The sequence below is a fragment of the Devosia limi DSM 17137 genome (assembly GCF_900128975.1).
Taxonomy (GTDB): domain Bacteria; phylum Pseudomonadota; class Alphaproteobacteria; order Rhizobiales; family Devosiaceae; genus Devosia; species Devosia limi.
On sequence record NZ_FQVC01000010.1, the window covers coordinates 38,443 to 64,617 of the forward strand.

The 26,175-nt window shown below is 59.9% G+C and carries 26 protein-coding genes and 3 pseudogenes; 16 read left to right on the top strand and 13 right to left on the bottom strand.

Annotation, left to right across the window (positions count from 1 at the left end; all coding sequences use genetic code 11):
* Positions 1-41: 41 nt before the first annotated feature.
* The 9 genes and pseudogenes from tnpB to BUA69_RS15330 form a co-directional block, all read right to left on the bottom strand.
* The gene (gene tnpB, locus BUA69_RS15285) at positions 42-389 is read right to left on the bottom strand and encodes an IS66 family insertion sequence element accessory protein TnpB (RefSeq protein WP_046135298.1); all 348 of its coding nucleotides are present in this window, start codon (positions 387-389) and stop codon (positions 42-44) included.
* Positions 386-742, bottom strand: coding sequence for an IS66-like element accessory protein TnpA (gene tnpA, locus BUA69_RS15290; RefSeq protein ID WP_046135297.1), 357 nt, complete (start codon positions 740-742; stop codon positions 386-388). The genes tnpB and tnpA overlap by 4 nt, the downstream gene beginning before the upstream one ends.
* A gap of 81 nt (positions 743-823) precedes the next feature.
* Positions 824-1,484, bottom strand: a pseudogene (locus BUA69_RS21320) (transposase); the annotation flags it as partial.
* Positions 1,485-1,661: 177 nt separating this feature from the next.
* A complete protein-coding gene (locus BUA69_RS15305; protein WP_052950550.1) occupies positions 1,662-2,471 on the bottom strand; it encodes an IclR family transcriptional regulator in 810 nt (269 codons plus the stop codon).
* Between the two features lie 30 nt (positions 2,472-2,501).
* Positions 2,502-3,785 (bottom strand): TRAP transporter large permease, encoded by a 1,284-nt coding sequence (locus BUA69_RS15310; protein ID WP_046135295.1) that lies wholly within the window; start codon positions 3,783-3,785, stop codon positions 2,502-2,504.
* Positions 3,786-4,310, bottom strand: a complete 525-nt coding sequence (locus tag BUA69_RS15315; protein ID WP_046135294.1) for a TRAP transporter small permease — start codon at positions 4,308-4,310, stop codon at positions 3,786-3,788.
* A gap of 36 nt (positions 4,311-4,346) precedes the next feature.
* Positions 4,347-4,772, bottom strand: coding sequence for a cupin domain-containing protein (locus tag BUA69_RS15320; RefSeq protein ID WP_046135293.1), 426 nt, complete (start codon positions 4,770-4,772; stop codon positions 4,347-4,349).
* A 25-nt stretch (positions 4,773-4,797) separates the two neighbouring features.
* Complete coding sequence (locus tag BUA69_RS15325; RefSeq protein WP_046135292.1) at positions 4,798-5,541, bottom strand: SDR family NAD(P)-dependent oxidoreductase; 744 nt, start codon at positions 5,539-5,541, stop codon at positions 4,798-4,800.
* Positions 5,542-5,631: 90 nt separating this feature from the next.
* Positions 5,632-6,636 carry a DctP family TRAP transporter solute-binding subunit gene (locus tag BUA69_RS15330; protein ID WP_046135291.1) on the bottom strand — a complete coding sequence of 335 codons (1,005 nt, stop codon included), beginning with the start codon at positions 6,634-6,636 and terminating at the stop codon, positions 5,632-5,634.
* 202 nt (positions 6,637-6,838) lie between these two features.
* On the opposite strand from BUA69_RS15330, the gene BUA69_RS15335 reads away from it, so the two are divergent.
* The 6 genes from BUA69_RS15335 (at position 6,839) to BUA69_RS15360 (ending at position 12,173) form a co-directional block, all read left to right on the top strand.
* Entirely contained in the window at positions 6,839-7,624 is a 786-nt protein-coding gene (locus tag BUA69_RS15335) for an SDR family NAD(P)-dependent oxidoreductase (RefSeq protein WP_244468751.1), read from the top strand.
* 8 nt (positions 7,625-7,632) lie between these two features.
* Positions 7,633-8,418 (top strand): SDR family NAD(P)-dependent oxidoreductase, encoded by a 786-nt coding sequence (locus BUA69_RS15340; protein WP_046135290.1) that lies wholly within the window; start codon positions 7,633-7,635, stop codon positions 8,416-8,418.
* Positions 8,415-8,729 carry an NIPSNAP family protein gene (locus BUA69_RS15345; RefSeq protein WP_046135289.1) on the top strand — a complete coding sequence of 105 codons (315 nt, stop codon included), beginning with the start codon at positions 8,415-8,417 and terminating at the stop codon, positions 8,727-8,729. Before BUA69_RS15340 ends, BUA69_RS15345 begins: the two co-directional genes overlap by 4 nt.
* A 29-nt stretch (positions 8,730-8,758) precedes the next feature.
* Positions 8,759-9,625, top strand: a complete 867-nt coding sequence (locus BUA69_RS15350) for a fumarylacetoacetate hydrolase family protein (protein WP_046135288.1) — start codon at positions 8,759-8,761, stop codon at positions 9,623-9,625.
* A 229-nt stretch (positions 9,626-9,854) separates the two neighbouring features.
* Entirely contained in the window at positions 9,855-10,895 is a 1,041-nt protein-coding gene (locus BUA69_RS15355) for an IS110 family RNA-guided transposase (RefSeq protein ID WP_046135287.1), read from the top strand.
* Positions 10,896-11,240: 345 nt separating this feature from the next.
* Positions 11,241-12,173 (top strand): IS110 family RNA-guided transposase, encoded by a 933-nt coding sequence (locus BUA69_RS15360; RefSeq protein ID WP_046135286.1) that lies wholly within the window; start codon positions 11,241-11,243, stop codon positions 12,171-12,173.
* A 394-nt stretch (positions 12,174-12,567) separates the two neighbouring features.
* Here BUA69_RS15360 and BUA69_RS15365 read toward each other — a convergent pair whose 3' ends face one another.
* Complete coding sequence (locus BUA69_RS15365) at positions 12,568-13,455, bottom strand: LysR family transcriptional regulator (RefSeq protein ID WP_046135285.1); 888 nt, start codon at positions 13,453-13,455, stop codon at positions 12,568-12,570.
* A gap of 104 nt (positions 13,456-13,559) precedes the next feature.
* On the opposite strand from BUA69_RS15365, the pseudogene BUA69_RS15370 reads away from it, so the two are divergent.
* The 3 genes and pseudogenes from BUA69_RS15370 to BUA69_RS15380 form a co-directional block, all read left to right on the top strand.
* A pseudogene (locus tag BUA69_RS15370) lies at positions 13,560-14,768 on the top strand (MFS transporter).
* Between the two features lie 165 nt (positions 14,769-14,933).
* Complete coding sequence (locus tag BUA69_RS15375; RefSeq protein WP_046135284.1) at positions 14,934-15,410, top strand: cyclophilin-like fold protein; 477 nt, start codon at positions 14,934-14,936, stop codon at positions 15,408-15,410.
* Between the two features lie 19 nt (positions 15,411-15,429).
* Positions 15,430-15,994, top strand: a pseudogene (locus tag BUA69_RS15380) (alcohol dehydrogenase catalytic domain-containing protein); the annotation flags it as partial.
* A gap of 166 nt (positions 15,995-16,160) precedes the next feature.
* Here BUA69_RS15380 and BUA69_RS15385 read toward each other — a convergent pair.
* Together BUA69_RS15385 and BUA69_RS15390 are read right to left on the bottom strand one after the other, a co-directional pair.
* Positions 16,161-16,913, bottom strand: coding sequence for an SDR family NAD(P)-dependent oxidoreductase (locus BUA69_RS15385; RefSeq protein ID WP_046135283.1), 753 nt, complete (start codon positions 16,911-16,913; stop codon positions 16,161-16,163).
* 6 nt (positions 16,914-16,919) lie between these two features.
* Positions 16,920-17,993, bottom strand: coding sequence for an ABC transporter ATP-binding protein (locus tag BUA69_RS15390; protein ID WP_046135282.1), 1,074 nt, complete (start codon positions 17,991-17,993; stop codon positions 16,920-16,922).
* A gap of 121 nt (positions 17,994-18,114) precedes the next feature.
* Here BUA69_RS15390 and BUA69_RS15395 point away from each other — a divergent pair, with 121 nt between their 5' ends.
* From BUA69_RS15395 to BUA69_RS15425, 7 genes are all read left to right on the top strand, one after another.
* Positions 18,115-19,281, top strand: coding sequence for a mandelate racemase/muconate lactonizing enzyme family protein (locus BUA69_RS15395; protein WP_046135281.1), 1,167 nt, complete (start codon positions 18,115-18,117; stop codon positions 19,279-19,281).
* 9 nt (positions 19,282-19,290) lie between these two features.
* The gene (locus BUA69_RS15400) at positions 19,291-20,025 is read left to right on the top strand and encodes a GntR family transcriptional regulator (protein ID WP_052950549.1); all 735 of its coding nucleotides are present in this window, start codon (positions 19,291-19,293) and stop codon (positions 20,023-20,025) included.
* Between the two features lie 42 nt (positions 20,026-20,067).
* Positions 20,068-21,369, top strand: coding sequence for an ABC transporter substrate-binding protein (locus BUA69_RS15405; RefSeq protein WP_082093826.1), 1,302 nt, complete (start codon positions 20,068-20,070; stop codon positions 21,367-21,369).
* A gap of 62 nt (positions 21,370-21,431) precedes the next feature.
* Positions 21,432-22,289, top strand: a complete 858-nt coding sequence (locus BUA69_RS15410; RefSeq protein ID WP_046135279.1) for a carbohydrate ABC transporter permease — start codon at positions 21,432-21,434, stop codon at positions 22,287-22,289.
* Between the two features lie 5 nt (positions 22,290-22,294).
* The gene (locus BUA69_RS15415) at positions 22,295-23,179 is read left to right on the top strand and encodes a carbohydrate ABC transporter permease (RefSeq protein ID WP_072866589.1); all 885 of its coding nucleotides are present in this window, start codon (positions 22,295-22,297) and stop codon (positions 23,177-23,179) included.
* A 27-nt stretch (positions 23,180-23,206) separates the two neighbouring features.
* Positions 23,207-23,635 (top strand): GlcG/HbpS family heme-binding protein, encoded by a 429-nt coding sequence (locus BUA69_RS15420; protein ID WP_046135278.1) that lies wholly within the window; start codon positions 23,207-23,209, stop codon positions 23,633-23,635.
* Between the two features lie 41 nt (positions 23,636-23,676).
* Positions 23,677-25,374 (top strand): GMC family oxidoreductase, encoded by a 1,698-nt coding sequence (locus tag BUA69_RS15425; RefSeq protein ID WP_046135277.1) that lies wholly within the window; start codon positions 23,677-23,679, stop codon positions 25,372-25,374.
* A 65-nt stretch (positions 25,375-25,439) separates the two neighbouring features.
* On the opposite strand, the gene BUA69_RS15430 is transcribed toward BUA69_RS15425, so the two are convergent.
* Entirely contained in the window at positions 25,440-25,889 is a 450-nt protein-coding gene (locus tag BUA69_RS15430) for an Arm DNA-binding domain-containing protein (RefSeq protein ID WP_046135276.1), read from the bottom strand.
* Positions 25,890-26,175 lie beyond the last annotated feature (286 nt).

Sequence of the window (26,175 nt, forward strand, 5' to 3'; positions counted from 1 at the left end):
GCGTGAAGTAGAAAATGCTTCGTCAGCCGACGAAATATGAACTATCCGGCCCGCGTCGGACGCCAGCTCTGCTGCGGGTTGCGCCAGTCGATCCCTTCGAGCAAATAGCCCATCTGCCCGCCACTCAGATGCACCACGCCGTCGACAGTGGACGGCCATATGAAGCGCCCCCGCTCAAGGCGCTTGGCGTAAAGCGACAGACCGATGCCGTCGTGCCAGAGCGCCTTGATCAGCGACCCGCTGCGTCCTCGAAACACGAATACGTCCCCGGCAAACGGGTCCCGCCCCAGCCCTTCCTGGATCAGGCGCGCCAACCCGCCCATCCCCTTGCGCATATCGGTATGGCCGCTGGCCAGCCAGACGCGGACATCGGAGCGAACCGGGATCATCGCAATGCCCGCAGCACCGCCATGACCAACCGAGCGGGCGCCGTCGCGGCAATTCTCACCGTCGTCCCTCCGGCCAGCTCCAGACGGATCGCCGGACTATCCGAAAGGACATCTCCGGACACAGCCGCCGCCACAGGACCTTCGTCCTCGGTTGCTACGGCAGGCACAAACATCGCCTCGGACTGCTGGGCGCTGCGGCGCCATTGGTAGATCAAGCTGGTCGACACATCGAACTGCCGCGCGACCTCGGCAACCACCGCGCCCGGCGCAAACGACGCCAACACGATCTCTTCCCGCTCCGTCGCGGTCCAGCGACGCCGGCGTTCAGGGCCCGAAATAACCGTCATGTGCATTCTGCGGCGCTCTTAGCTGCGTCCTTATGAGCGCAGCATCATCACCAGGTACCAGCATCGCAAGGCGGCCTCCGCCGGAGGCTTACGACCATCGGTCAGTGCATCGCTGACAAAATCCAGGGACCAACGCTGGTTCGGACCTGACGGCAGGACCATGGGCGCCCGCGTACCCAAGGCTCTTTTGCGGCCGCCGCGACGGCGAACCTGCAGCCGTTCCTCGGCATAGATCCGCCGCAACTTCTTGTGGTTGAGCACGATCCCCTCCCGATCAAGCAGCACATGCAGCCGGCGATAGCCGAACCGGCAGCGCACGGCCGCCAGTTCGCGCAGCCGCGCCCGAACGGCCTGATCATCGGATCGCGTGCTCACATAACGCACCGATGTTCGATCGATCCCGATCACCGAACACGCCCGACGCTGGCTCACCGCGAAGGCCTCGCAGAGGTAAGCCACGGCTTCTCGCCTGACGGCGGGCGTTACCATTTTTTTGTGCTGAGGTCCTTGAGCATGGCGTTGTCCAGCATCGCCTCGGCCAGCAGCTTCTTGAGCCGGGCGTTCTCGTTCTCCAGCACCTTGAGCCGCCGCGCCTCGCTGACGTCCATGCCGCCGAACTTGGCCTTGTATTGTAAAACGTCGCGCTGCTCACGCCGTGCTTGCGGCATACATCGGCAGTCGGCATGCCCGCCTCCTGCGCTTTGATCATGCCAATAATCTGCTCCTCGCTGATTCGCGAAGCCTTCATCGTCCGTCTCCTTCAATGGACGGACTCTACTCATTTTTGGAGGAGATCTAAGGGCTCCCGCCCGGATCTGAATAGGTGGCAGTGCGGTGGTACTGGCTACATGCAAGCTCGTGTAGGCAGACGCCTGCAGCGCGCCCCTACTCGGTTAAACCAAAGGTTTCGCTGAAAATGTCTAGATCAAGCTTTGTATTTGGGGCTGCGACCAGGGCGAGCCGCAACAACAATGCCGCTACCTGACTGCTTGGCACTTCCGCTTATGCGCCGCTCGATCTCCGACGCAATATTTCTAATATTGTCGATGAAGTAGTTTGGATCGTTCGCTTCGAACCGACGGGCTGAAACAACGAAGACCACACTGCCAAGCACTCTCCCTTCTGCATCGCTGACAGGTGCGGCAATGCCCACGAGGCCGGAAAAAACTTCTGCATGTGTTATGCAGTATTGGGCATCTCTGATGATTGCCATACGGCTCAGGAAGTCGGCCAGGTCAACTCCAAGCGCGCTTTCCTCGATCAGGGACGCGTTGTGAGCATAAATGCTCTTGAGTTGTGAAACCGACAAACTTGCCAAAATAACCTTGGCCATCGCCCCTTTGAAAATGGGCATGGGACGACCAGGCTTGTAAATTTCAGGGATAGTGTGGTCAGTCCACGCCAGATCCGCACAAAGGACCTTGTCTCCATAATAACTGCAAAGCATCAGGTTAAGCTGGAGCTCCTCGGAGCTGAAGCGGATCAGATGCCGCCCAGCCCGAAGAAGAGGGTCGTTCTCTCGTTTGAGCATCTCGAGCTCGATGACCCGAGAGCCCACTGTATAGGTGCCGCCACTCGCCGGTGTCAGCAGTCCTGCTCGCGTCAAAGCCTGCAGGTAGCGGTATGTGCTCGCCCGAGACGAGCCGCAACGTTCTGCGGCTCGTGAAATGTCGATGGTCAGCGTGTTCTCATCGAACTCATCCAAGATCGCGAGCATCTTATCTAAGCTGTTCAATCACACCACCGGTATCGAGCAAATTCGCCATCACTCGCCTAGCAAGAGAGCTGCAGGGAAGGTGATCAACTCAGGAAAGATAACCATTAGGACCAATACAGCTAGTTGTGCCAGCAGGAAGGGCCAAACTCCCATGATGACCCTTGGGAGCGAGATCCTGGATACTCCCGCTACCACATTGAGCACTGCGCCAACAGGCGGCGTGAGAAGTCCGACCGCGGTCGCCATCATAAATACTACTGCGAAATACACAGGGTCGATGCCGGCAGCTCTCACGCTGGGCAGCAGAACCGGAACTAGAATCAGGATGATCGGCACCATGTCCATTGCGGAACCTATCACCAGCACCAGAACAACAATCGCCGCCATCAGCAATCTTGGGTCCGATGCAAAAGGAGCAATCAGTCCAGCCACCTGATCTGTGAGTCCTGCAACCGTTATCATCCAGCTCGACACCAGCGCCGCGGCGACTAGGAACATGACCATGGCGGTGGTCTTGGCCGCCCCCAGGAATACGTCAAAGAGGTCGGAAATCTTGAGTTCCCGATAAACGACCAAAGACACAAAGAGCGCATAGACCGCTGCCACGACACCGGCCTCAGTGGGCGTAAAAACACCAAAACGCAGCCCGACCAGAATTATCAGCGGCAACATCAGTGCCCAGATACCTGCCCAAGCTTCCTTAAGCACCGTCCTGAAGGGCACTTTGGGCGGAGAAATGGTATGCTCGGACCTCGAAACCAAAAACCACACCACTGTTAGCGCAATTCCCATGATGAGGCCGGGTGCGATGCCCGCGACGAAGATGTCCGTTATGGATATACGACCGACGACACCGATGAGAATGAAGCCGATCGATGGCGGAATGATCAGCGCGGAAATGCCGGCTGAGGCGATGAGGCCGGCAGAGCGGCCCCCGTCGTGACCCGCCTTGACCATCATGGGGATAAGAATTGCTGACAGCGCTGCGGCATCGGCGGCGGCCGACCCCGAAAGGCTCGCCAGCATCAGGGCAGCGAGAATTGCCACATATCCCAAGCCGCCACGGATGTGGCCGACCGCTGCAACCGCCAGATTGACGATGCGCTTCGACAACCCCCCGGCATTCATAACTTCGCCTGCGAGCATGAAGAAGGGTACGGCCATCAGCGGGAAACTGTCAGCACCGTTCAACATGTTCTGCGCAATGATCTGAGCGTCAAACATGTTGAGGTAAACCATGAAAGCGATGCCGGTCATGATCAGGGCGTAGGCAATCGGCATACCGATGGCCATGCTCCCGAGCAGGGAACCGACGAAAATCAGGACTGCCATTTATTTGACTCCCACACGCTGCAAGGCAATCTGCTCTTCATCGATCGAAGACAGGCGATCCATTTTTCCTGTAAGGATCAATACTAGCCGGGAGATGAGAATTGCACCTGATGACACGCCGAAAACAAGCCCGACACCGAAGAATAGAGCCTGTGAAAGGCCGGTGGCCGGCGCAAACGTATTCATGTTCACTCGTACCTGGACCCAGCTGCCGGCAATGATCAGCCAGGTTGCGTAGATCATCAGCAGGTGGGACAGGGTCAGCGCAACTATGCGCAAGGGGCGCGGCAAGCTGTTGACGATGAAGTCGATCCCCAGGTGACCGTTTTCGCGCAGTACGATGATTGCACCAACGAATACCGTCCAGACAAAAAGCCATCTGGAGAACTCCTCGGATTGCGTGATCCCGGAGTTAAAGAAGTAGCGCAAAATGACATTGCCGAAGACAAGGACTACCATGCCTGCAAGGCACAGCACCACGAACCACTTCAGTAGCGTAAAGTAGAGCTCGATCAATCTGGACATGCGCCCCTCCTCAGGCGGTACTTGCCGCAATTCTGTCTAAGCGCGCTTGTAGCCTGGCAACGCACCGTCCTGAATGTCCGGCAAATTGACGACGATATTGTCAGGCGTCCTGCAGGTCAGCCAGACCAGCGGCTCCGTGGTGCTCATATTGGCCTCGACATGGGGCATGTTGGGGGGAACAAAGACGAAGTCACCTTCTGTCATGTCGACAAATTCATCGAAGTTCTCGCCGAAATAGATCCGGCCATGCCCCTTGAGCACATAGCCGCCGGTTTCGGCTTCGCCATGGTGGTGCGGCGGGGAGCGGAAGCCCGGCTCGTTGGACACCTGACCGAACCACAGACGGGTTGCGGGTGTGTGTTGCGGGCTGACGCCCGATCTGCGCACGGCATCTCCGGACTGTTCGGTATTTGTGTCCAGAGCATCTGCACGTGTAACAACCGGAACGACTTTGTCGGTCATGGCAATATCCTAGCTAATTATCGATTTAGTTCATGTGCATTCCGCCGTTCACGTCAATCGACGAGCCGGTTATGTACGAAGACATGTCGGAGGCGAGAAAGACGCAGGCGGATGCGACGTCGGAAGGCTGGCCAAACCGGCCAAGGGGAATGGTTGGCAACACCCTGTCAGTGATTTGCTGGGTGTAGAAGTCTTTCGTCATCCGGGACATAATAACGCCCGGGTTTATTGAGTTTATCCTGATGCCAGATGGAGATACGTCTCTTGCTATGGCCTTGACCAAGCTGGAGACACCGCCTTTTGACGCTGCATAATGGGGACCGCCCATTAAGCCGCCGCCGCGTTGTGCGGCGATCGAGGCGATACAGATGATCGAAGCGCCAGAAGTCATGAGCGCAAGCGCCTGCTGCGTAACGATCAAGGTACCGCGCAGATTGACGTCCATGATGGCGTCATAGTCCTCGCGGGTGATATCGACCGTTTTTCGGGGCTGCGTGATGCCGGCATTGTTGAGCAGGATATCAAGGCTGCCAAAATGCTGGCTGGCATGGCTGAACACTTTACGGACGCTGTCTTCGGAGCGAACGTCGGCACAGATGTAGGAAGCCATCTCGCCCAGCGATGTCGAAGCATCCACCAGTTGCTCTTCGTTGATGTCGACGAGCAGAACACGTGCCCCCTGGGAGATGAAGGCTTCTGCAGCGGCGAAGCCAATGCCTTCGGGGTTGCCCGCACCGGTGACGACGGCCGTTTTGCCGTTGAGTAACATTCTTGCTTCCTAAGAAAAAATGAGAGCGGGGCTTCGCGCGAAGGAGCAAAAGCTTGGGCTCTCCCTAGTCGTCAGGGAAAGCCCTGTGCATTACTGAGCCGTTGCGCCCTTGGCGACTTCAGCATTGAAATCTTCGACGAGTTGCGCATCGAGCCTCGAGGTCACCTGGTCCACAACCGGCTTCACCGCATCGCGGAATTCCTGCAATGCCTCTTCCGAGATCACGCTGAGCTCCATGCCCTGCTCCTGCAGGTAGGTCAGAGTTTCTTCGCTCGATGCGTTGATGATTTCGCGGTTGTAGGCAGACGACTCGTCGCAAGCCTCCTGCACAGCGGCCTGCTGGTCTGCGTCAAGACCATCCCAAAATGCCTTGCTGCTGAACACTACCGAGAGTGTGGTGAAATGCTTGGTCTCGGTGATGTAATCCTGCACTTCGTAGAAGGAACTGGCACGGGTGACGTCGTTGGCAATCTCGTTGCCGTCGATAGCGCCGGTCTCGAGCGCCGTGAAAGTTTCCGGGAATGGCAGTGGCGTGGGATTGATCCCCATCGCCGACAGCGAGTCGATATAGACCTTGTTCTGAATGGTGCGAATGCGCAGCCCTTCAGCGTCGGACAGCTGCTGAACGGGCCGCTGGTTGTTGGTGATGTTGCGGAAACCGTAATCCCAATAGCAGAGTCCCTTGAGATTGCTGGCTTCCATCTTGTCGAGCACGGACAGGCCCACCGGACCGCGCGAGACCGCGTCGAGCTGCTCATAACTCGAGAAGGTGAACGGCAGCTGGAACAGATCGAACTCGGGCACCAAAGCGGCAAGGCCTGCAGTGGTAGTCACCGACATTTCAACGATGCCACCCTGGGCCGAAGAAATTGACTGGATTTCATTGCCAAGCTGAGCATCGGGAAAACCGCGTACGGTCACACTGCCGTCGGTCTTCTCGCTCACTAGGTCCGCAAAGTGCGCCACGGTCCGGCCCATCGTGCTTTCGCTGGAGACCGGGTAGCTGAATTTGATCGTCTGAGCTGCAGCTGGAAGCGCAGTGGCCACCAGAATGGCGACTGCGGCGCAAGCCGCCGTTGTTTTAATCCTTGGCATTTCTTCTCACTCCCTTAACGGTTGGCGGCGGCGTTTGCTCGCCGCTCCTGTCAGAAAATTGTCTCAAATGGTGAGACAAGTCAACCAGGGTGAAATTGAATGTGTAAGTTCCTTCTGCGGTACAACCGTCCTGTTGGCAGACTTATTTGGAAGGTGTTTTTTGGAAAAAATCACATAGTGATAATTTCTTGACGATCGGGAGTTGACGCGATTAAGTCTTTGGAAAAACGCGCCAAAGGCAGTGGGAGGGTTTCAACTGACCAAAAGCAACATCTATGATCTTGGCGGCCGTCGGGTCGTCATCGCTGGAGGTGGCGGGCAGATCGGGCAGGCCATCGCCTTGCGTATGCAAGAGCACGGCGCGGCAGTGGAGGTTTGGGATCTGACGTTTCCTGGGCCATGCTCGGGCACAGCACGTAGGGTGGACGTCACCGATGCTGCTGCGGTCGGGGCCGCCATGGACGCGGCTGTTGCGGCAATGGGCGGTGTTGATGCTCTGGTCTACGCAGTCGGCGCCACCGGCCCAACCAAGCTCACGCAACAGTACACAGCCGACGAGTGGAAACGGCTTATCGACATAAATCTCAATGGGGCGTTCAACTGCATCCAGTCAGCGCTGGAATGCTTTGATGCCGAAGCACCCAGCCATATCGTCACGATCGCTTCTATTGCCGGTAAGGAGGGCAATCCCAGGATGGCGGCTTATTCTGCCGCCAAGGCCGGCCTGATCGCCCTTACAAAGTCTGTCGGCCGCGAATTGGCACACACGAGAACGCGCACCCACGCCATCGCCCCTGCGCTCATCGACACCAACCTCCTAAAACAAATGAAGCCTGAGATCGTGGCGCAGAACATGGCCAAGATTCCCATGGGTCGAGCGGGTACGCCCGGTGAGGTGGCAGAACTCGCAGCGTGGCTGATTTCGCCGGGATGCACCTTCACGACCGGCGCGGTGCATGACCTTTCGGGCGGCCGCGCAACCTACTAGGAGCTTTCATGAACCTTAAGAACAAGACAGCTGTCGTCACTGGCGCAGCGCGCGGCCAAGGACTGGCCGAGGCCAAACTGCTGGCAGAGAAAGGGGCGTCAGTTATCATCTGCGACGTCCTTGAAGCGGAGGGCCGAGAGGCAGCGAACACGCTTGTGTCGGGAGGATTGGATATCCGGTTTGCCCGGCTCGATGTTGCTCTTGAGGATGACTGGGACCGCGTTGCAGACCTGGTTCGGGAGCAGTCGGACTCCCTTGAAATTCTCGTCAACAATGCCGGCATCATCAATAGAAGCTCGATTGCAGATACCTCATTGGAGGCATGGTCGAGGCTCATGAGCATCAATGTCACCGGCGCATTTCTTGGCATCAAGAAATTGGCCCCGTTGCTTGGCTTGCGCGGCGGCGCCGTGGTGAACATATCGTCCAACAGCGCATTTTCGGCCCATTACGATCCCGGCTACACCGCCAGCAAATGGGCTCTGAGGGGGCTAACGCGAGCCGCCGCAATGGAGTTCGCCGGCCAGAAAATCCGAGTGAATGCGGTTTGTCCCGGGCTGGTGCTGACCGATCTGAACGCTGAGGCGCCCCATCTCAAGCCAATGATTGAAATGACCCCCCTCAAGCGCGCTGCAAGTGTAGACGAGATTGCGTATCTCGTCGCCTATCTGGTCAGCGACGAAGCATCCTTCGTCACCGGCGAGGACTTTGTCATCGATGGTGGCTTCACCGCTGGGGCCGCTTATCGGAGGGTCTCCGAAGAGGCAGGTCTGCAGCGGGACCGGGACCATTGATCGTCGAGGAGCGGACTTACCGCATAAAGGCAGGACAGTTGAATGCCTATCTGGCTCTCTACGACAGCGGGCCGCGTGCGCTGCAGGAATTCTTCCTGGGCAATTTGATCGGCTATTTCACCACGGAATCCGGCGACCTCAGCAATCTGGTCCATCTGTGGGGTTATGCCGATTTCACGCAGCGGCAAGAGCGGCGTGATAGGCTGGCCGCCGAACCGGTCTGGCAGCAGTACCTAGTCCAGTGCACGCCACTGATCCTCAAAATGGAAAACCGCTTTTTGACGCCCCTGGCGTTTTCACCACTTCGCTGAACTGCACCCCTATCCATCGGATCACGACAATGAAATTGGCTACTCTTCTCGTCAGATCGCTTAAGCACGTCGCCGTGTTGGAGGGTGATGAGTATATTCTGCTCGACCAGCAGGCCGGGGACCTTTCTGAGCTTGCCGGCCTGAGCGTCACTGAGCTGGAAAAACTGAAGGCAGCGTCGATCGAGCGGGTCTCGGCTACCGACGCGCAGTTCCTGGCGCCCATCCAGCGTTTCCGCCGTGACGTTCTTTGCACGGGCTGGAACTACTGGGATCATTTCGAGGAAGGGATTGGTCGTCGTGAAGGTCAGGAAGTCGAGCGACCGACCGCGCCTACGTTCTTCACCAAGGCCCCAAATTCTCTTACCGGACCTTATGACGATATTCCCCTCGATCTGTCCCTGTCCGAGAAGTGGGACTATGAAGGCGAAATGGCGATCGTCATTGGGCGCGAAGGATGCTCGATCAAGGCCGAAAAGGCGATGGAGCATGTGTTTGGTTATATGCTGGCCAACGATGTGTCACAGCGCGACCTGCAGCGCCGGCATGGCGGACAGTGGCTCAAGGGAAAAAGCCTCGATCGATGCAGCCCGATCGGGCCCTATATTGCCACCGCAGACGAGATCGACCTTTCCGAGGTCAGAATCGAGACCAGAGTGAACGGCGCTCTCAGACAATCCGCCTCGACCCGGCAAATGGCATTTTCGCTCGAAGAACTCATCGCCGAATTGTCCTTTGGTATGACCTTATTTCCAGGCGACGTCATCCTGACCGGCACACCAAGCGGCATTGGAATGGCCCGAAATCCGCCAGAATTTTTGCAGCCCGGCGACGAAATCGTTATTACTGCAACCGGCCTTGGAGAGCTGCGTAATCGCTGTCGAAATATGGCGAACTAAGCCTACGGCTGGACAGCTTCATTCAATAGATCGACCTTGGATCGCCGGTTATCAGATGATGCATTGCTAGGTGGAGAATGATGAACTGGCCCAAAGTTCGCTGATATTTCCAGAAGATGGTGTATCGCGGCGGCTGCGGCACGATCGGAGATCGGGAGGCTGCAGCCCCTTCGTATACGATGCTGGCGAGGTCGCACCTGGCCTCGGCATCGAGGGAAGGAGCGAGGCGATGGCTTATTTCGTGGGACTGGACGTGTCGGTCAAGGAGACGGCGGTGTGCGTCGTCGATGAGACCGGAAAGGTAATATGTGAGCAGAAGGTGCCGTCCGAGCCAGACGACATCGTCACGCTGCTGACGTCGATTGGCGAGGACTATGGCCGGGTAGGGATCGAGGCCGGGCCGTTGTCGCAGTGGCTGGTCAACGGCATGGCGGAAGCCGGTCTGCCCGTGATCTGCGTCGAGACCCGCCACATGAAGTCGCTGCTGAAGGCGCAGCAAATCAACAAGTCCGACCGGCACGACGCGCGCGGCATTGCCCAGATGATGCGCGTGGGCCTGTTCAAACCGGTGCATGTGAAGACGTTGGCCAGCCAAGAAAAGCGCATGCTGCTGACGGCGCGCAAGCTGGTGCAGCGCAAGATGCTCGACGTCGATGCCGATCTGCGCGGCACCTTACGCAACTTCGGCCTGAAGGTCGGCGTCGTCGGACAAGCTGGATTCGAGACGCGTATCCGCGAGCTGGTCGAAAGTTTACCCCGGCTTGCCGCCATCATCGAGCCGATGCTGACCATCCGTCGCGTCATGCGCCAGGAGTTCACCAGGCTGCACAGGATGCTGCTCGACGTCGTGCGGCGTGATCCCGTCTGCTGGCGATTGATGACGGCGCCGGGTGTCGGCGCTGTTGTTGCGCTGACCTACCGCGCGACTGTCGACCAGCCTCAGCGCTTTGTCCATTCCAGGGCGGTGGGTGCCCATGTGGGATTGACGCCTCGTCGTCATCAGTCAGGTGAGATCGACTACGATGGCGGCATCTCAAAGTCCGGCGACACCATGCTGCGCACGATGCTGTACGAGGCCGCGCAGGTTCTGCTCACCCAGCGCGTGAAATGGTCGTGGCTGAAGGCGTGGGGCATGCGGGTCGCGCAGCGCCGAGGCCAGCGGCGTGCCATTGTTGCTGTGGCCCGCCGCCTGGCGGTGGTCCTGCACCGGATGTGGACCGACGGGACTGACTTCCGCTGGGGCAGCGAACCCGCCGCAATTTGCGCCTGATTACCCACTTACAGGAGCTTTAACGGTTCTGCCTCGGCAGGAAAGAGGTCCTCACGGGGACGAAGGTGGCATGAGATCGTACTGGCAGCAGCCCTCCAGTTGGCAAGGGCGCCCAAAAGATTGATCCATTCCGCCTCTCTTACTCCATCTTGGGGCGGCCGCAGCGCCGACCCCGAAGAGAAGCGCGAGCCCCGTGTGTCCACCACCTCATGCCAAGCAGCAAAAGCCTAACCCAATGTGCGCCTCGTCGGCGTCGTTCTTCCAAGCCTGACAATGCCACCACTTGGCGGCAGATGACGCCGTTCGGCCCTTGACACAAACCGCGATAGAGAAGTTGCCTCTGAGATCGATGAGATTGCCGACGCGATACGAGGTTTTGCCGCGCCTGTTGATGGCGTGGCGCTGGAGACCGGCAACCTCACGCCATGGCTGAAGGCGGGGCTGCGCGCTGAAGGCTTTCGGGTTGTTGTAATGGAAGCCCGCCAGGTGAAGACGACCCTGTCGAGCCTGCGCAACAAGACCGACCGGAACGATGCACGCGGCATAGCCCAGATCCTGCGCACCGGCTGGTACCGCGAGGTGCATGTAAGGAGCCTTGAGAGCCAGAGACTGAAGACACTGCTGGCGGCACGCAAAGCTTTGCTCCGGCGGCGGATCGACCTCGAGAACGAGGTGCGCGGACTACTCAAGGTCTACGGCTTCAAGCTGCCAGCGCAGATCTATCATGCCCGGTTCGAGGATATGGCGCGCCAGGCTGTGATGGCCGATCCAGCACTTGATGAAGCGCTTGGTCCGCTGCTGGACGCCCGCGGTCATCTTTACCGCGCGTTTCTCGAGATCGATAAGCGCGTCAGGTCCAGCGCGCATGATGATCCGGTTTGCCAACTGCTCATGCCAGCGCCGGGGGTGGGTTTTGTCGCCGCTCTGACCTTCAAGGCAGCAGTGGATGACCCCAAGCGCTTCCGGCGCTCGAAGACGGTGGCTGCCCATTTTGGGCTCACGCCCAGACGTTACCAGTCTGGCGAAAAGGATAATCCAGGCCACATATCCAAGGCCGGCGATGTCGAGGTTCGGTCCGCCCTCTTTATGGCGGCCAACACCATCATGAACGGTCGAGGCCAACCCTCGTCTTTGCGCAACTTCGGCGCCCGGCTGGCCCGGCGGAAGGGCCGCAAACGCGCGATGGTTGCGGTAGCCCGTAAACTTGCCGTTGTGCTCCATGCCATGTGGACCGACGGCACCATGTTCTGCAACGTCGAGAAGGAGGCGCTCGCCTGACGATGTGATCGCCTACCAGGAAACCAGCTCTTCGTTGCAGTTCGTCCGGTGCGGACGAGGGAGCCGGGGCAAAGCCGCAAATGGCTGCTGCGCATCATAGCGCGTCTGAAAGCAAGGCACCCCGACCCGATCCGACCAATGCTTGTGGCAGCTCCGGCTCGCGCCGCTATGCCGACCACGGAAAGAAGCGTGACCCGCTAGGACGAAACGCAGTGGGAGAAGATTGGAGCTTGACCTCAATGCCCGATTAAAGAAGCTGCCATTCAACCGTTCGAACTGGAGGCAGCTCAGCGCCCATTTCGGTCGTTCAGCAGGCCCTAACCGCTCCCATAAGTGGACGCTCTGGCGACCAACCCCAGCGGCGCCATTGCCTCACGGGTGCTATCTCATCTTCCTAAACGCGCAGAGCATTCACAACGACTGAAAACGCTGGCGAATTCTGCCGCCTGCTGGGGTAGTAAAGGTAGTATCCGGCGAAAATCGGTGACCAGTCGTCCAGAACTTGGACCAACCGCCCCGAGGCGATGTCCCGTTCAACAAGATTTTCTGGCAGATAGGCAATCCCATAGCCGTTGGCTGCAGCGTCAATCTGAGCATAGGAAGTGTTGAAGATGAACTGCCCGTCCACGCGGACCCGCAGGGCCCGACCGTCCTTCTCGAATTCCCAGGCGTAGAGCCCGCCCGACCTGATCTGACGCTGGTTGATGCAGTCGTGGTCGACCAGCTCCTGGGGGTGTTGTGGCGTGCCATGGGCCGCGAAGTAGTCGGCAGAGGCTACCGTGACAAGGCGCCAGTCCGGTCCGATCCGAACCGCAATCATATCCTTGTCGAGGCTCTCGCCCAGCCGCACGCCGGCGTCGAAACGCTCCTCGACGATGTTGCGAAACCCGTTGTCGCTGTTCAGTTCGATCTTGATGTCGGGGTAATTTCTCATCATCGGCCGGAGCTTGGGCCACACCACGCTCTCCAGGGCATGGTCTGACAACGTAATTCGCACCGTGCCTGAAGGGGTGTCGCGCGTCGCCAACAACGCATCGATGTCGCTCTCCAGGTCGGCAATGCGAGGCGCCAGCGAGCGCAGCAGCCGTTCGCCCGCCTCGGTGGGCGATACGCTGCGGGTGGTCCGGGTCAGGAGCCGCAGGCCCATGCGGGCCTCCAACTGCTTGATCGTATGGCTGAGCGTCGGCTGCGATGTACCCAGCCTGGCGGCGGCCTTGGTGAAGCTGCGCTCCTCGGCAACCGCGAGGAACCAAAGCATGTCGGTCAGATCCTCACGTTTCATCGATCACCTCGCTGCACTCATATCATAGGCCGATAAGTTCTTGCGGATTGCAACGGCTAATCACCGCCGAGGGGGTGGTCTATCTTGCGGCCATGACACAAACCATGGCCTCGGCCCAAGACATTAACCTCGTGCGTTCGCCTGCGGCGTGGGGTGCCATCCTCTCCATGGCGCTCTGCGTGGCCGTGCTAATCGCGTCCGAATTCATGCCGGTCAGCCTGCTTACGCCCATCGCCTCTGAGCTCGGTGTCACCGAGGGCCAGATGGGACAGGCGATCTCGATCTCCGGCATCTTCGCGGTGCTGACCAGCCTCTTCATCTCCGGGCTGACCCGCCAGTTGGACCGCCGCCTGGTCCTGCTGTCCTTCTCGGCATCACTGGTGCTGTCAGGCGCCATCGTGACTTTCGCCCCGAACTACACGGTGCTGATGGTTGGCCGGGCGCTGCTTGGCGTTGCCATTGGTGGCTTCTGGTCGATGTCCACCTCCATCATCATGCGCCTGCTGCCGCCGGCACTCGTGCCTAAAGGCCTTGCCGTGCTCAATGCGGGCAATGCCATCGCCGCGACCATCTCCGCGCCGGTCGGCAGCTTGCTGGGCGCCTATATCGGGTGGCGCGGCGCTTTCTTCTTCGTCGTGCCGCTGACCTTGCTGGCACTGGTTTGGCAATGGGGCAGGCTGCCGTCATTGCCGCCGCGCCAAAGCCAAGGTTCCCCCAACATGTTCCGGCTGCTGGCCCGTCCGCCGGTTGCACTTGGCATGGCGTCAACCCTGTTGCTGTTCATGGGTCAGTTCGCCCTGTTCACCTATCTGCGCCCCTTTCTCGAGTCGGTGACGCAGGTCTCCATCCAAACCCTGTCGCTGCTTCTGCTTCTCATGGGCTTGGCTGGTGTGCTGGGCACCTACTGCGTCAGTCGCCTGCTCGCCACTCGCCTGTTCAGCATCGTCGCCGCCATTCCCCTGGTCATGGCTGCAATCGCACTCGCGCTGATCGCCTTCGGCACATCTCCTGTCCTCACTGGAATTCTGCTCGCCGCGTGGGGGCTGTTCAGCACAGCGGTGCCGGTCGGCTGGGGCACCTGGCTTAGCCGATACATGCCCGACGACGCGGAAGCCGGTGGCGGCCTGCAGGTTGCCACGATCCAGCTCGCCATCACCTTGGGCGCAGCGATTGGCGGCACCCTTTTCGACGTTGCCGGCTAGTGGAGCACATTCGTCTTTGCCGCAGTTCTTCTGTGTGGCTCTTCATTGCTTGCCGTGGCCGCATGGCGCTCGACCCTCACGCTGGCCCAGTCAGATCGGCGTGTTGCCTGATGTCGAGCAATAGGGAGCCAATGACAGCTCGCAAGTTTTGGTGCCGCGCATTTGGCGGTTGCATCCTGGCGCATTTCGACTGGTTAGCCATTAGCCTCGTGGGCGGTAGCTACGACCTGGCACGAGCGAAAACCGATAACCCAGATTCAAAAAGAGACAATTGCCGTGAATAGGTCGGTTGCCTGTCTCAGTCGCCGGTCGCTTCTGGCTGCTGCAATCAGCATCGCCGTCTCGCCACGGCTGGCTCTGGGCCAGGAAGGCAGCGACCCTGCCAGTCAGGAGCCCTCCGACATGAAAATCCGAATGACCTTCAGCGCCATGACGATGCCCGCGACACTCTACGACAATCCCTCGGCGCGTGATTTTGCATCCTTGCTGCCGCTGGACCTGAGCATCGATGACTACGCCAACAATGAAAAGATCGCCTACCTGCCAAGGAAGCTAACCGAGGACGGCAGCGGCGCCTTCAGCAACGAGCAGCCCGGCGATCTCTGTTATTTCGCGCCCTGGGGCAATCTGGCGCTGTTCTATGCCGGCTACCGTTATTCCAGTGGCCTGATCCGGCTCGGCCGCTTCGACGATGGCTTTAAGCCCCTGTTGGTCCGTGGCGAATTTCCGCTGCGCATCGAACTGATCCAATAATCAAAAGGAAGAGAAAGCTATGCTGGCCACCGTGCTCCACGGCCGCGGCGACGTTCGCTTCGAGGACGTTGCCGAACCCAAAATCCTCAAACCCACCGATGCGATCATCAAGCTGTCGGCCACCTGCGTCTGCGGCTCCGACCTGTGGCCCTACTGCGGCGCCAGCCCTGTCAGCTCGCCCCAGCACATGGGGCACGAGTATTGTGGGATCGTTATGGAAGTCGGCAGCGCCGTCAAAACGGTGCGGCCCGGCCAATTCGTGGTTGGCTCGTTTGCCACCTCAGACAATACCTGCCCATTGCCAATACGGCTTCCACTCGTCCTGCGAGCAGCGCGAGTTCATGTCAGGTGCGCAGGCCTCCTTCGCCCGCGTTCCGCTGGCGGACGGCACGCTAGTCGCCACCGAAGAAATTCCGGCCGACGACCTTATCCCGAGCCTTCTTGCCACCTCCGACGTTCTCGGCACGGGTTGGTACGCCGCCGACGCTGCGCGCGTTCGGCCCGGCATGACCGTCGCCGTCGTGGGCGACGGCGCGGTCGGCCTCATGGGCGTTCTGGCGGCCAGGCAGATGGGCTGGGGGCAACCGGACGATCTTGCCTCCACTGTACTCTACCTTGCATCGCCGGCGAGCGATTTCCTCAACAGCCAGGTCATTGCCCTCAATGGCGGCATTCTCCATCAAATCTAGAAGATGGCGCCACTGGGCGGTCAAATTCTCGTTCGCGTGCTGCCCAGGCTTAGTACCAATGTTAATAAGTCGCTCGCCCGCCCGACAGGTCAAACACTGCACCAGTGGTGAAGGAGTTTTCCGATGACGCAAGCCAGCAGATCATGGCGGCGGCTTCCCCTAGCTCCAGCATGCGGCCACGCGGGATTTTGCCCAGGATCATCCTAACAAAATCGGGATCCTGCTGCATCGCGCCAACAGTCTTGGCGACGGCCGGGGTCACCGCGTTGACGGCGATGTCATAGCCGGCCAATTCCTTGCCCAGCGACTTGGTCAGCGCGATAACGGCCGCTTTCATCGCCGAATAGGCCGGGGCATTCGGATTACCTTCCTTGCCCGCGATCGAACTCATATTGACGATGCGGCCATAATTGGCGTCGATCATATGGGGCACCAGGGTGCGGCAGCAATGGAACGTGCCCATCAAACCGACGCGCAGCACGTCCTCGAAGGCCTGTACTGGATATTCCCAGGTTACGGCGTTGGGCCCGACAATCGCGGCGTTATTAATCAGGATGTCGATCTTGCCGAATTTCTGCTTGGTTTCGGCCGCAGCCGCCTCGACCGCCACCAGATCGGCGATGTCCACTGGAATAGCGCGCAGTCGCTTACCATCACCATACTGCTGGTTAAGTTCGGCAACCAGTGCCGGGTCCCGGTCCCACACTGCCACCTGGGCGCCATTTTCCAGCATTCGTTTGGCCACGGCCAGGCCAATGCCCTGGCCCCCGCCGGTGATGATGGCAACACGACCGTTCAAATCATAACTGTTCATAATGGACTACCCGCGTTCTGACGTCTGGATTCGCAGGCCGCTTTTGACGTCAAACAGATGCTCCTGATCCGGCGCTATGGCGAGTTTGATGGTGCTGCCGACGGAAGCGGCAAAACGGTGCTTCAGCACAGCGGTGAAGCTCTGGTTCTGCCACTGCGCGACGATCTGGGTTTCAGAGCCGGTTGGCTCAACCACCAGCAATTCGGCTTCGGTGCCGCTCTCATCGAGTACGATATGCTCGGGGCGAATGCCCAGCACGGCGTCGCCACCGGCCGGCCAGCGCCCAGGGGTCAGTGGCACGGCAGTAGAACTGCCAATCATGAAGCGGCTGCCATCGGGGGCGACCTTGCCTTCGAAAAAATTCATCGCTGGGGAGCCGAGAAACCCCGCTACGAAGCGGTTGATCGGCCGGTCATAGAGCTCCAGCGGCGTGCCGACCTGCTCCACGATCCCCGAATTCATCACCACAATTCGATCGGCCATGGTCATGGCCTCGATTTGGTCATGCGTCACGTAGACGGTCGTGGTTTTGAGGCGCTGGTGCAGCGATTTGATTTCGCCACGCGTCTGCACTCGCAGTTTTGCATCAAGATTGGACAGCGGTTCATCGAACAGGAACACCGCCGGGTCGCGCACGATGGCACGGCCCATCGCCACGCGCTGCCGCTGCCCGCCTGACAACTGCCGGGGGAACCGGTCCAGCAATTCGGTCAGCCCCAGGATTTTCGCGGCCTTGGCAACCCGCTCGTCAAATTCGGCCTTGGGGGCGCGGCGCAGGCGCAGCGAAAAGCCCATGTTTTGCGCCACCGTCATATGGGGGTAGAGCGCATAGCTCTGGAACACCATGGCGATGTCACGGTCCTTGGGTGGAACATCATTCATCAGCCGGTCCCCGATCAGCAACTCGCCCCCGGTGATGGGCTCCAATCCGGCGATCATGCGCAGCAAGGTGGATTTGCCGCAGCCTGAGGGGCCTACGAGCGCGACGAATTCACCGTCGGCGATATCGATGCTGACACCATGCAGCACCTCGGCATTGCCGTAGGATTTTCGGATTGCGGCAAGCTTTATCTGGGCCATTTTCGATCTCATCCTCATTGCGCCGGAACCGCACAGTTGACGGTTGGCGTCTAAATCACGCTTGACGGCTATCATCCATGAGTTCATATAACTTGTAAATTATAATTTATATGGACCAGTCATGAAGATCGCTCGCATTACCGCCATCCCTCTGGAAGCTTCATTCGCGAGCATTTTTGGTGGCGAGGGCCAAGTTCCCGAGCAGTTCCGCATTCCCGCGGCACACTTCCGGCGGATTCCGCGCTCGGGCCAGTTCACCACCATGGTGATAATCGAGAGTGATGACGGTGCGGTGGGCTATGGCGAATGCTTCGGGCTGCCCCATCCCCTGGCCGCCACGGCATTGGTGAACAAGGTTATCGCTCCGGCGATCCTGGGGGCGGAAATCAACGACCCCTATGAAATGACCCTGGATGTGCGTAGCTATTTCTACGCGATGGGCAACACCCGCGGCGCAGCAATGGAAGCCCTGAGCGGGGTGGATATCGCCTTGTGGGATTTGAAGGCCCGCGCCGCTGGCCTGCCGTTGGCAACCTTGTTGGGCAGCGGCCCCGGGCCGGTGGCGACTTATGTCAGCCCTATTCCGTTCCGTAACACGGCTGCCGAGACCGCAGCCGAAGCACGCAACTATCTCGGGCAGGGCTATACTTCCTTCAAATTGAAGGTCGGGCGAGGGGTCGAAACTGATCTGATGCATATCGAGGCGACCCGCGAAGCGCTGGGGCCTTCGGTGCCGCTCTATCTCGATGTCAACTGCGCCTATGACGTGGTAACGGCCATCGCCCTGGCGCGCGAGCTGCCGCAATATGACATCGGCTGGCTGGAAGAGCCCATCAATCCAGACAATCCGGCGGCCCTGGCTGAGGTGCGCCGTGCCTCGCCGGTGCCGATCGGGGCCGGTGAAAACGACTTCAACATGCAAAGTTATGAAGCTTTGGTCGCCGCCGACGCGGTGGATTTCCTGCAGTGCAACATCGGCCGCGCCGGTGGCGTGTCGGGCCTGCTGGCGGTCGGCAAACTCTGCACCAAGGCAGGCATCAAGCTGGCGCCGCATGGCGTTGGCGGTTGTGCGGCGGTCGCGGCATCCGTACACGCCTGCCGCGCCGCCGAGAGCTTTCATGCCTATGAGGCTAATCGCCTGCTCAATCCGCTGCGCGACACCATGGGCGTGAAACCGATCGAGCTCATCGATGGCGCCCTGATTGCCTCCGACCGAATTGGGCATGGCGGTGAGCCAGACCTTGAGCGTCTTGAACAGTATCGACTAGATCGTCCTGCACTCAACTAGGAGGTACTAATGTCGAGCAGCACTGAAGACTGGCCGCGTGCGGGTCAACTGGTCGGGCAACCCGGGGCTACCTTGGGCGAGAACGTGCGCAGCACACTGCTCGAACTGATCATGCGCGGACATTTCGAGGAGGGGCATCGCCTCTATCCCGATCACTTGGCCGAGCAGTTCGGGGTGAGCATCACCCCGGTTCGCGAGGCCCTGATGCAGCTGGCCGCCGAGGGGTTTATCGAGGCGGTACAGCGGCGCGGATTTCATGTGCGTACGCCGGATGCGCAGCAGATCAGGAACATCTGGCAGGTTCGCCAGGGGCTCGAGCTGACGGCCGGAGAGTTGTGCATTGACCGGCTCAAGGCGGGTCAATTGCAGGTGTCCGATTTCGATGTGCTGGTGCAGTTGCAGGAGCGGCAGCAAACCCGCAGCGAGCAGATCCAACATGTCGAAAAGCTCGAACTCAACGGGCGGTTCCACAGCCAGATTGTCGAATTCAGCGGCAACCCACTGCTGCTGTCGCTGTACCGGAGCATCCAGCACAAGGTCCTTGGATCCTTGGTGCAGCGGGGCCTGGATTCCTGGCGGCGGCGGCTTGATGACGAAAGTGCCGAGCACTGGCAGATCATCAAGGGCCTGCAGACCGGCAGTTACGAGACTTATCGGGCGGCGGTCCGTGCGCATATCGCACGTTCCTTGACCGACGCCCTTATCGATCTGGACGCAAGAAACAACCAGAAACGGCGTGAATAAACCGCGCCGAGGCGTGTGACTACCAAGGAGGAGACTGAGGACATGAGAACATTCATCAAAGTGGCTATGGCCGCGACTGTGGCGCTGGCGGCCCTGGCGGCCGCCGCGCCGTCAATGGCGCAAGACAAGACGATCCGCATGTGGACCTTCCTGAACCCCACGGGTACGGCCCCGCGTGAAGTGGCGCTGGCCAAGATCATCGAGAATTATGAAGCAGCCAATCCGGGTACCAAGATTCTGGTTGAAACCCAGGTTTGGGACCAGATGACCCCGAAGTTCCTGTCGGCCCACGCCACCGGCAATGCGCCCGACGTGATCTGGGTGGTGACGGACTTCCTGGGCGATGCCATCAAGTCGGGATCGCTCGCCGATCTCAATGAGCTGTTCATCAAGGACTGGTCGGCCGAGCAGCTGGCTGACAATGCCGGCGCCTATTGGGACCTGAGCTTGGTTGATGGCAAGCAGCACTCGATCTTTGTGTCGCGCAACTACATCTCGCTGATGTATCGCAAGGACCTGTTTGAGGAAGCCGGCATTGACCCCACAAGCCTGACCACCTGGGAGGCGTTCCACGATGCTGCCCAAGCCCTGACGGTCAAGGATGCGGCTGGCCAGGTCACGCGCTATGGCTTTGCCACCGGGTTCAGCGAACAGCAGGCCGATCCCTCGCCAATCCTGCCCCCCATGCTGGCGGCCGGCATCGAGCCCTTCAACGCCGACGGCACGGCCAATTTCGCCAATGCCAAGGGCGTCGAAGCGATGACCTTGCTGACCGACATGGTCAAAGAGGGTATCTCGCCGGCCCAGGCAGCAACCTGGACTGTCGATGACATGTTCGAGCAATTCGCGTCTGACCGTGTGGCCATGATCCAGGGCCCTGCCGTGCGCGTCTCCACCCTCCAGGCAAAGCTGGGTGCGGACAAGGTCGGCCTGATGATGTGGCCGGGCGACGGTGTCGCCGCGCATTCGCCAGCCGTCATGGCTGGCTGGGCCGTTGGTGTTTGGTCGGGTAGCCCGATCAAGCAGGAGGCCGGTAACTTCGTGGAGTACATGCTGGGTTCGGAGGCCGACAAGATCTGGGTGACCGATGGTGGTCAGGTCCCCGGTCTTCAGTCGACCCTGACCGAACTGGCTGATTTCATCGCGCAGCCGGGCAACGAATACCTTGCTGTTGCCGCAGAAGGCTCGGCCAAGTTCGGCTGGCTCACCCCGATCGACTTCGCGGTGGGTGGCTATCGTCAAGCAATCAACAAGGCCGCCCAGCGCGTTCTGGTCGAAGGCGTAGACGTCGAGACGGCGCTCAAGGATGCCGAAGTCGAGTTCAATCGCCAGAACAATCGCTAACACGCCCAATTGTGATGCGAGGCCCCGGCCTCGCATCCTTCTCCAGCATTCGAGAGATTGCGATGCATTCCCGTCTCACCGGCGTGTCCTACGTTCTGCCGGCATTTGCCGTCTTGACGCTCGTGCTGTTCTCGCCAGTGTTCTATGGCCTGTGGTTCAGCCTATTCCGCATTCAATATGGTGCGCCGACCGACTTCATCGGCCTGGGCAATTTTGCCCGGCTGTTCGAAGATCCCGCTTTGGGCGGGACGTTGCGGCGCACCCTGGTCTTCACCAGTTTTTCCGTGGCCATCACCATCGTCATCGCCCTGGCGCTGTCTGTGTGGATCCACAAACTGCCGCCCAAGCGCGGCTTTGTCGTGCAGATGATCGTGATCATCCCGTGGATCATCTCCACCGTGGTGGCGACGCTGCTGTTCCGCTGGGTGTTCGTCAACGATATCGGCCTGGCCATCTCGCTGGCGCGCGCCGCCGGCTTTGGCGAAATCCATCTGCTGAACGATCCGAATTCGGCCATGGCGCTGTTGATCTCGGTCTCGGTGTGGAAGCGCATCGGCTATGCGGTGATCATCATCCTGGCCGGTCTAAAGAGCATTCCGGACGATTATGAAGAAGCCGCCTCCCTCGATGGCGCCACCGCCTGGCAGGTGTTCCGCATGATCACCCTGCCGCTGCTCAAGACGCCGCTGCTGCTGGTAACGATCGTGCTGACGCTGTCCAATATCAACACAGTGGAGACCCCGCTCGTGCTGACCGGCGGCGGCCCGGGCTCGGCCACCCGTATCCTTCCCATCGAAGTGTTCGACCGCGCCTTCGTCACCTACGACCTTGGTTCGGCGACAGCTCTGGCCCTGGTGATGTTCTTTGGCAATGTCCTGCTGGTGCTGGGCTATGTCCGTCTCGCGAAATGGAAGGCCTGACGATCATGACCACAAATCCATCCACGCCGGACCGCGCTGTCAAACCGGTACATCGCCGCCGTCTCCCCGGTATTGCCGGCATACTGGCAACCGGCTTGTTCCTGGTGCTGGCCTTGCTCAACCTAATTCCGCTGGTCTGGGGTGTGCTCACCTCGCTCAAGGCGGAAGCTGACCTGTTCAAGTTTCCACCCGTCATCTTCGGCTTCCAGCCGACGCTGGCCAATTACGAGCGCGTGATTGAAAGCGGCTTCCTGCAGAACATGCAGGTGACGGTGCTGTATTGCGTCGGCACGGTGGTCGCGGCGCTGACGCTGGCCCTGCCGGCAGCCTATGCGTTCGACCGCTTCGAATTCCCGTTCCGCAAAACCCTGCTGCTGCTGGTCGTCGCCAGCATTCCTCTATCGCTGGGCGCCGCCGCGCTGCTGATCCCCAACTACATCTATTTTACGCGCCTGGGGCTGACCAACAATTGGTTCACGCTGCCGCTGATCTACACCGCCCACCAATTGCCCATGGCCATCTGGATCATCAAGGGCACGCTCGAGGGGATCCCGCGCGAGCTCGACGAGGCTGCGGTGGCCGATGGCGCCAGCCATTTCGATGTGCTGCGCCTCGTCATCCTGCCGCTCAGCCGCTCGGCTCTGGGGGCCGCCGGCGTCATGGCTTTTGTCGGGTCTTGGAATGAGTTCGTCGCCAGTACGGTGATGGTGGACAATCCGGCGCTGCGCCCGGTGCAGCCGGCCATCTACAATTTCATCGGCTATTTCGGCCGAGAATGGGGTCCGCTGACAGCCTCGGCAACCATGGCCATCATCCCCATCCTGATCATTTTCATTTTGCTGGGACGGCTCATCGTTTCAGGGCTGACCAAAGGCTCGGTCAAAGGCTGATCGCTTCTGTTGAATGGAGTTCCCAACATGCTGACCAAGCTCAGTATCGACATCACGCAGGCTGAAGACGTCATTGCCGCCGCCACAAGGCGCGCCACCGAAATGGGCGTACCCCAGAACATCGCCATCGTAGACGATGCCGGTCATTTGGTGGCGTTCCGCCGCATGGATGGGGCCAAGTTCTTTTCCATCGACATCGCCATCACCAAGGCGTTCGCCGCAGCTGGCGCCCGCAAGGCAACCAAGGATATCGGCCCCGCCACCCAGCCGGGCGCTCCTGCTTTCGGCGCCCAGGCGCTGCTCAATGGGCGCTTCACTACCCTGCCCGGCGGCATTCCGCTGGTGGTGAATGGGGCGGTGATCGGCGCGGTCGGGGTCAGCTCCGGCTCCGTTGGCGAGGATCAGACCGTGGCCGAAGCCGCCGCAGACTACTTTCTGCAAACTTACGCGCACTAACGGGCCTGTTCGCCGGTCTAGCCTTCTCAAGGGAATTTCATATGTGGGACTTTATCATCGTCGGTGGCGGCAGCGCTGGCTGCGTCTTGGCCAATCGGCTCTCCGCGGACAAGAACCGCAAGGTCTTGTTGATCGAGGCGGGGCGCGATCTCAAGCCAGGTGAGGAAGGCGAGGCCGTCCTTGACACCTATCCTGGCAAGGCCGCGCATGACCCGCGCAATCATTGGGCTGGGCTGATGGTCCAGAGCCAGCCGCATCTGCACAATGCACTCAACAAGCCGGCCATGAAGAAATACGAGCAGCCCCGCTTGATGGGCGGGGGCTCCAGCATTAATGGCCAGATTGCCAATCGCGGCACCCCCGACGATTATTCTGAATGGGAAGATCTGGGCGCCGAAGGCTGGAACTGGGCCGGCGTGTTGCCGTATTTCAAGAAGCTCGAAACCGACCAGAACATGGACGGCCCGCTCCACGGCAAGACCGGTCCGATCCCGATTTACCGCATTCCGCGCGACAAATGGCCGGCGTTGTCCCGCTCCACCGAAGCGGCGCTAGACGAGCTTGGCTATGCGGGTCTGGAAGACCAAAACGGCGCCTTTGGCGACGGTCACTTCCCCATGACGCTGTCTAATAATGGCGGCAAGCATCGCGTGTCCACATCCATGGGCTATCTCGACATCGATACCCGCAAGCGGCCCAACCTGACCATCATGGCCGATACTCACGTTAAGACGCTTGTGATTGCCGATGGCGCCGTCACCGGTGTCAGGGTCATTCGCAATGGCAAGGAAGAAGTCCTGTCAGCGCGCGATGTGGTGGTGTCATCGGGCGCAATCCATTCGCCGGCCCTGCTGATGCGCTCGGGCATCGGGCCCAAAGTTGCGCTGCGCAAGGTGGGGATCGATGCCATTGTCGATCTGCCCGGGGTCGGGGAGAACCTGCAGGAGCATCCTGGCATATCGCTCTCGGCCTATATCAAGCCGCATGCGCGCCTGCGCCATACCCGCCGCCATATCCATGTGGGCCTGCGCTACAGCTCTGGCGTGGAAGGGTGCGGCCCGTCCGACATGTTCTCCATGATGGCCGCCAAGTCGGCATGGCACCCCTTGGGCATCCGCCTGGCCTCGATGCTTTCCTGGATCAACAAGGCGGAATCGCGCGGCAGCGTTTCGTTGGTTTCCAACGATCCGATGGCCGAGCCGACGGCGAACCTTAACTATCTTTCGGATTCCCGCGATCTGGAGCGCCTCAGCGGCTCCATGCACCTGATGGCAAGAGTGTTTGCTGCCGATGCTTTGGCTGGTTCCATCGAAACCCCCACCGCCTCCAGTTATACCGGCTTTGCCAAGGCGCTGGGTCGCCAGACCTTGCGCAACTACCTGATTACCGCCCCTGTTGCCGTCGTGATCGATGCGCTGCCCTTCGCTCGGCGCCAGTTCATGCATCTCGCCGTCGCCAACGGCCTTTCCCTGCGGGATCTGCTGACCGACACCGATGCCATGCACGATTATGTGCGCGCCAATGCCTTCGGGCAGTGGCATGTCTGCGGCACCTGCAAGATGGGCAGCGCCGATGATCGCGATGCGGTGGTGGACCCGCGCACCGGCAAGGTGCACGGCATTGAGGGGCTGAGAGTAGTCGACGCGTCGATCATGCCGACCGCGCCCCGTGCCAATCTCAATATTCCGGTGATCATGCTAGCCGAAAAAATGTCCGATCTGATCATCGCCAGTAGCTAGCAAGCGAGCACGAGTCCCCACCGCCATCACTGCCAACAGAAAGAGAGCCGGTCAAAGTCGGCGGCTCAAAAGGCACGCGCGTTGGCGCGCGCATTGTCAGCCGCCGCCTCATCGGCCCAAGCCCCTCGATGGCCTTGATGAAGTGACCGCCCCGGAAGGACTGCCGTCGGCCAGCCGGCCTTGTGCTCGGCATAGACGGTGTCCGCCGCCTCGCTGAATGTCGGCACCACCTTCTTGGCGAGCCGCTTCTCAGCTAGCGGGTCCCCGCCCTCGCGTGCGAGCTTGCGATAGGCTAATGCCTTCTCTCTGGCTTCGGCTAAGCTGACCAAGGAGACACCACCTAGCCCGATGTCTCGGCGCTTGCCCTGCACCACCGTGCGCAGCATCCAGCGCTTGGCTCCCGAGGGATCAACGACGAGGTAGAGCCCATTGCCGTCGGCATATCGGCCCGGCTCTTTGAGCTGTCTCACCTGTACGGCTGAGAGTGCTTTGTCGGGGTGTTTGCCAGTTTTCATGAGGTAACCTAACTCAGGTGCCCCACACTTTACCCCACATTTAATTTTGGATGTAGCTGGATTCAGCGAATTGTCCAACTTCGCTCATTTGCGGCCAGCAGAGTGTCACGCGCCTACAATTCATTGATTTTGCTAATATATATCTTCTTGCCTGCTGAGCGTAGTTGGCTTAACCTACACTCAGCTAAACGCTAACAAGGCGGTCTCCCTCTCCGCCACTTCAACTAGCTTAAGTAGTTGAATATTGGGACCCAGGTGTCCAATTGGGAGCTGCGTCCCATTTTAC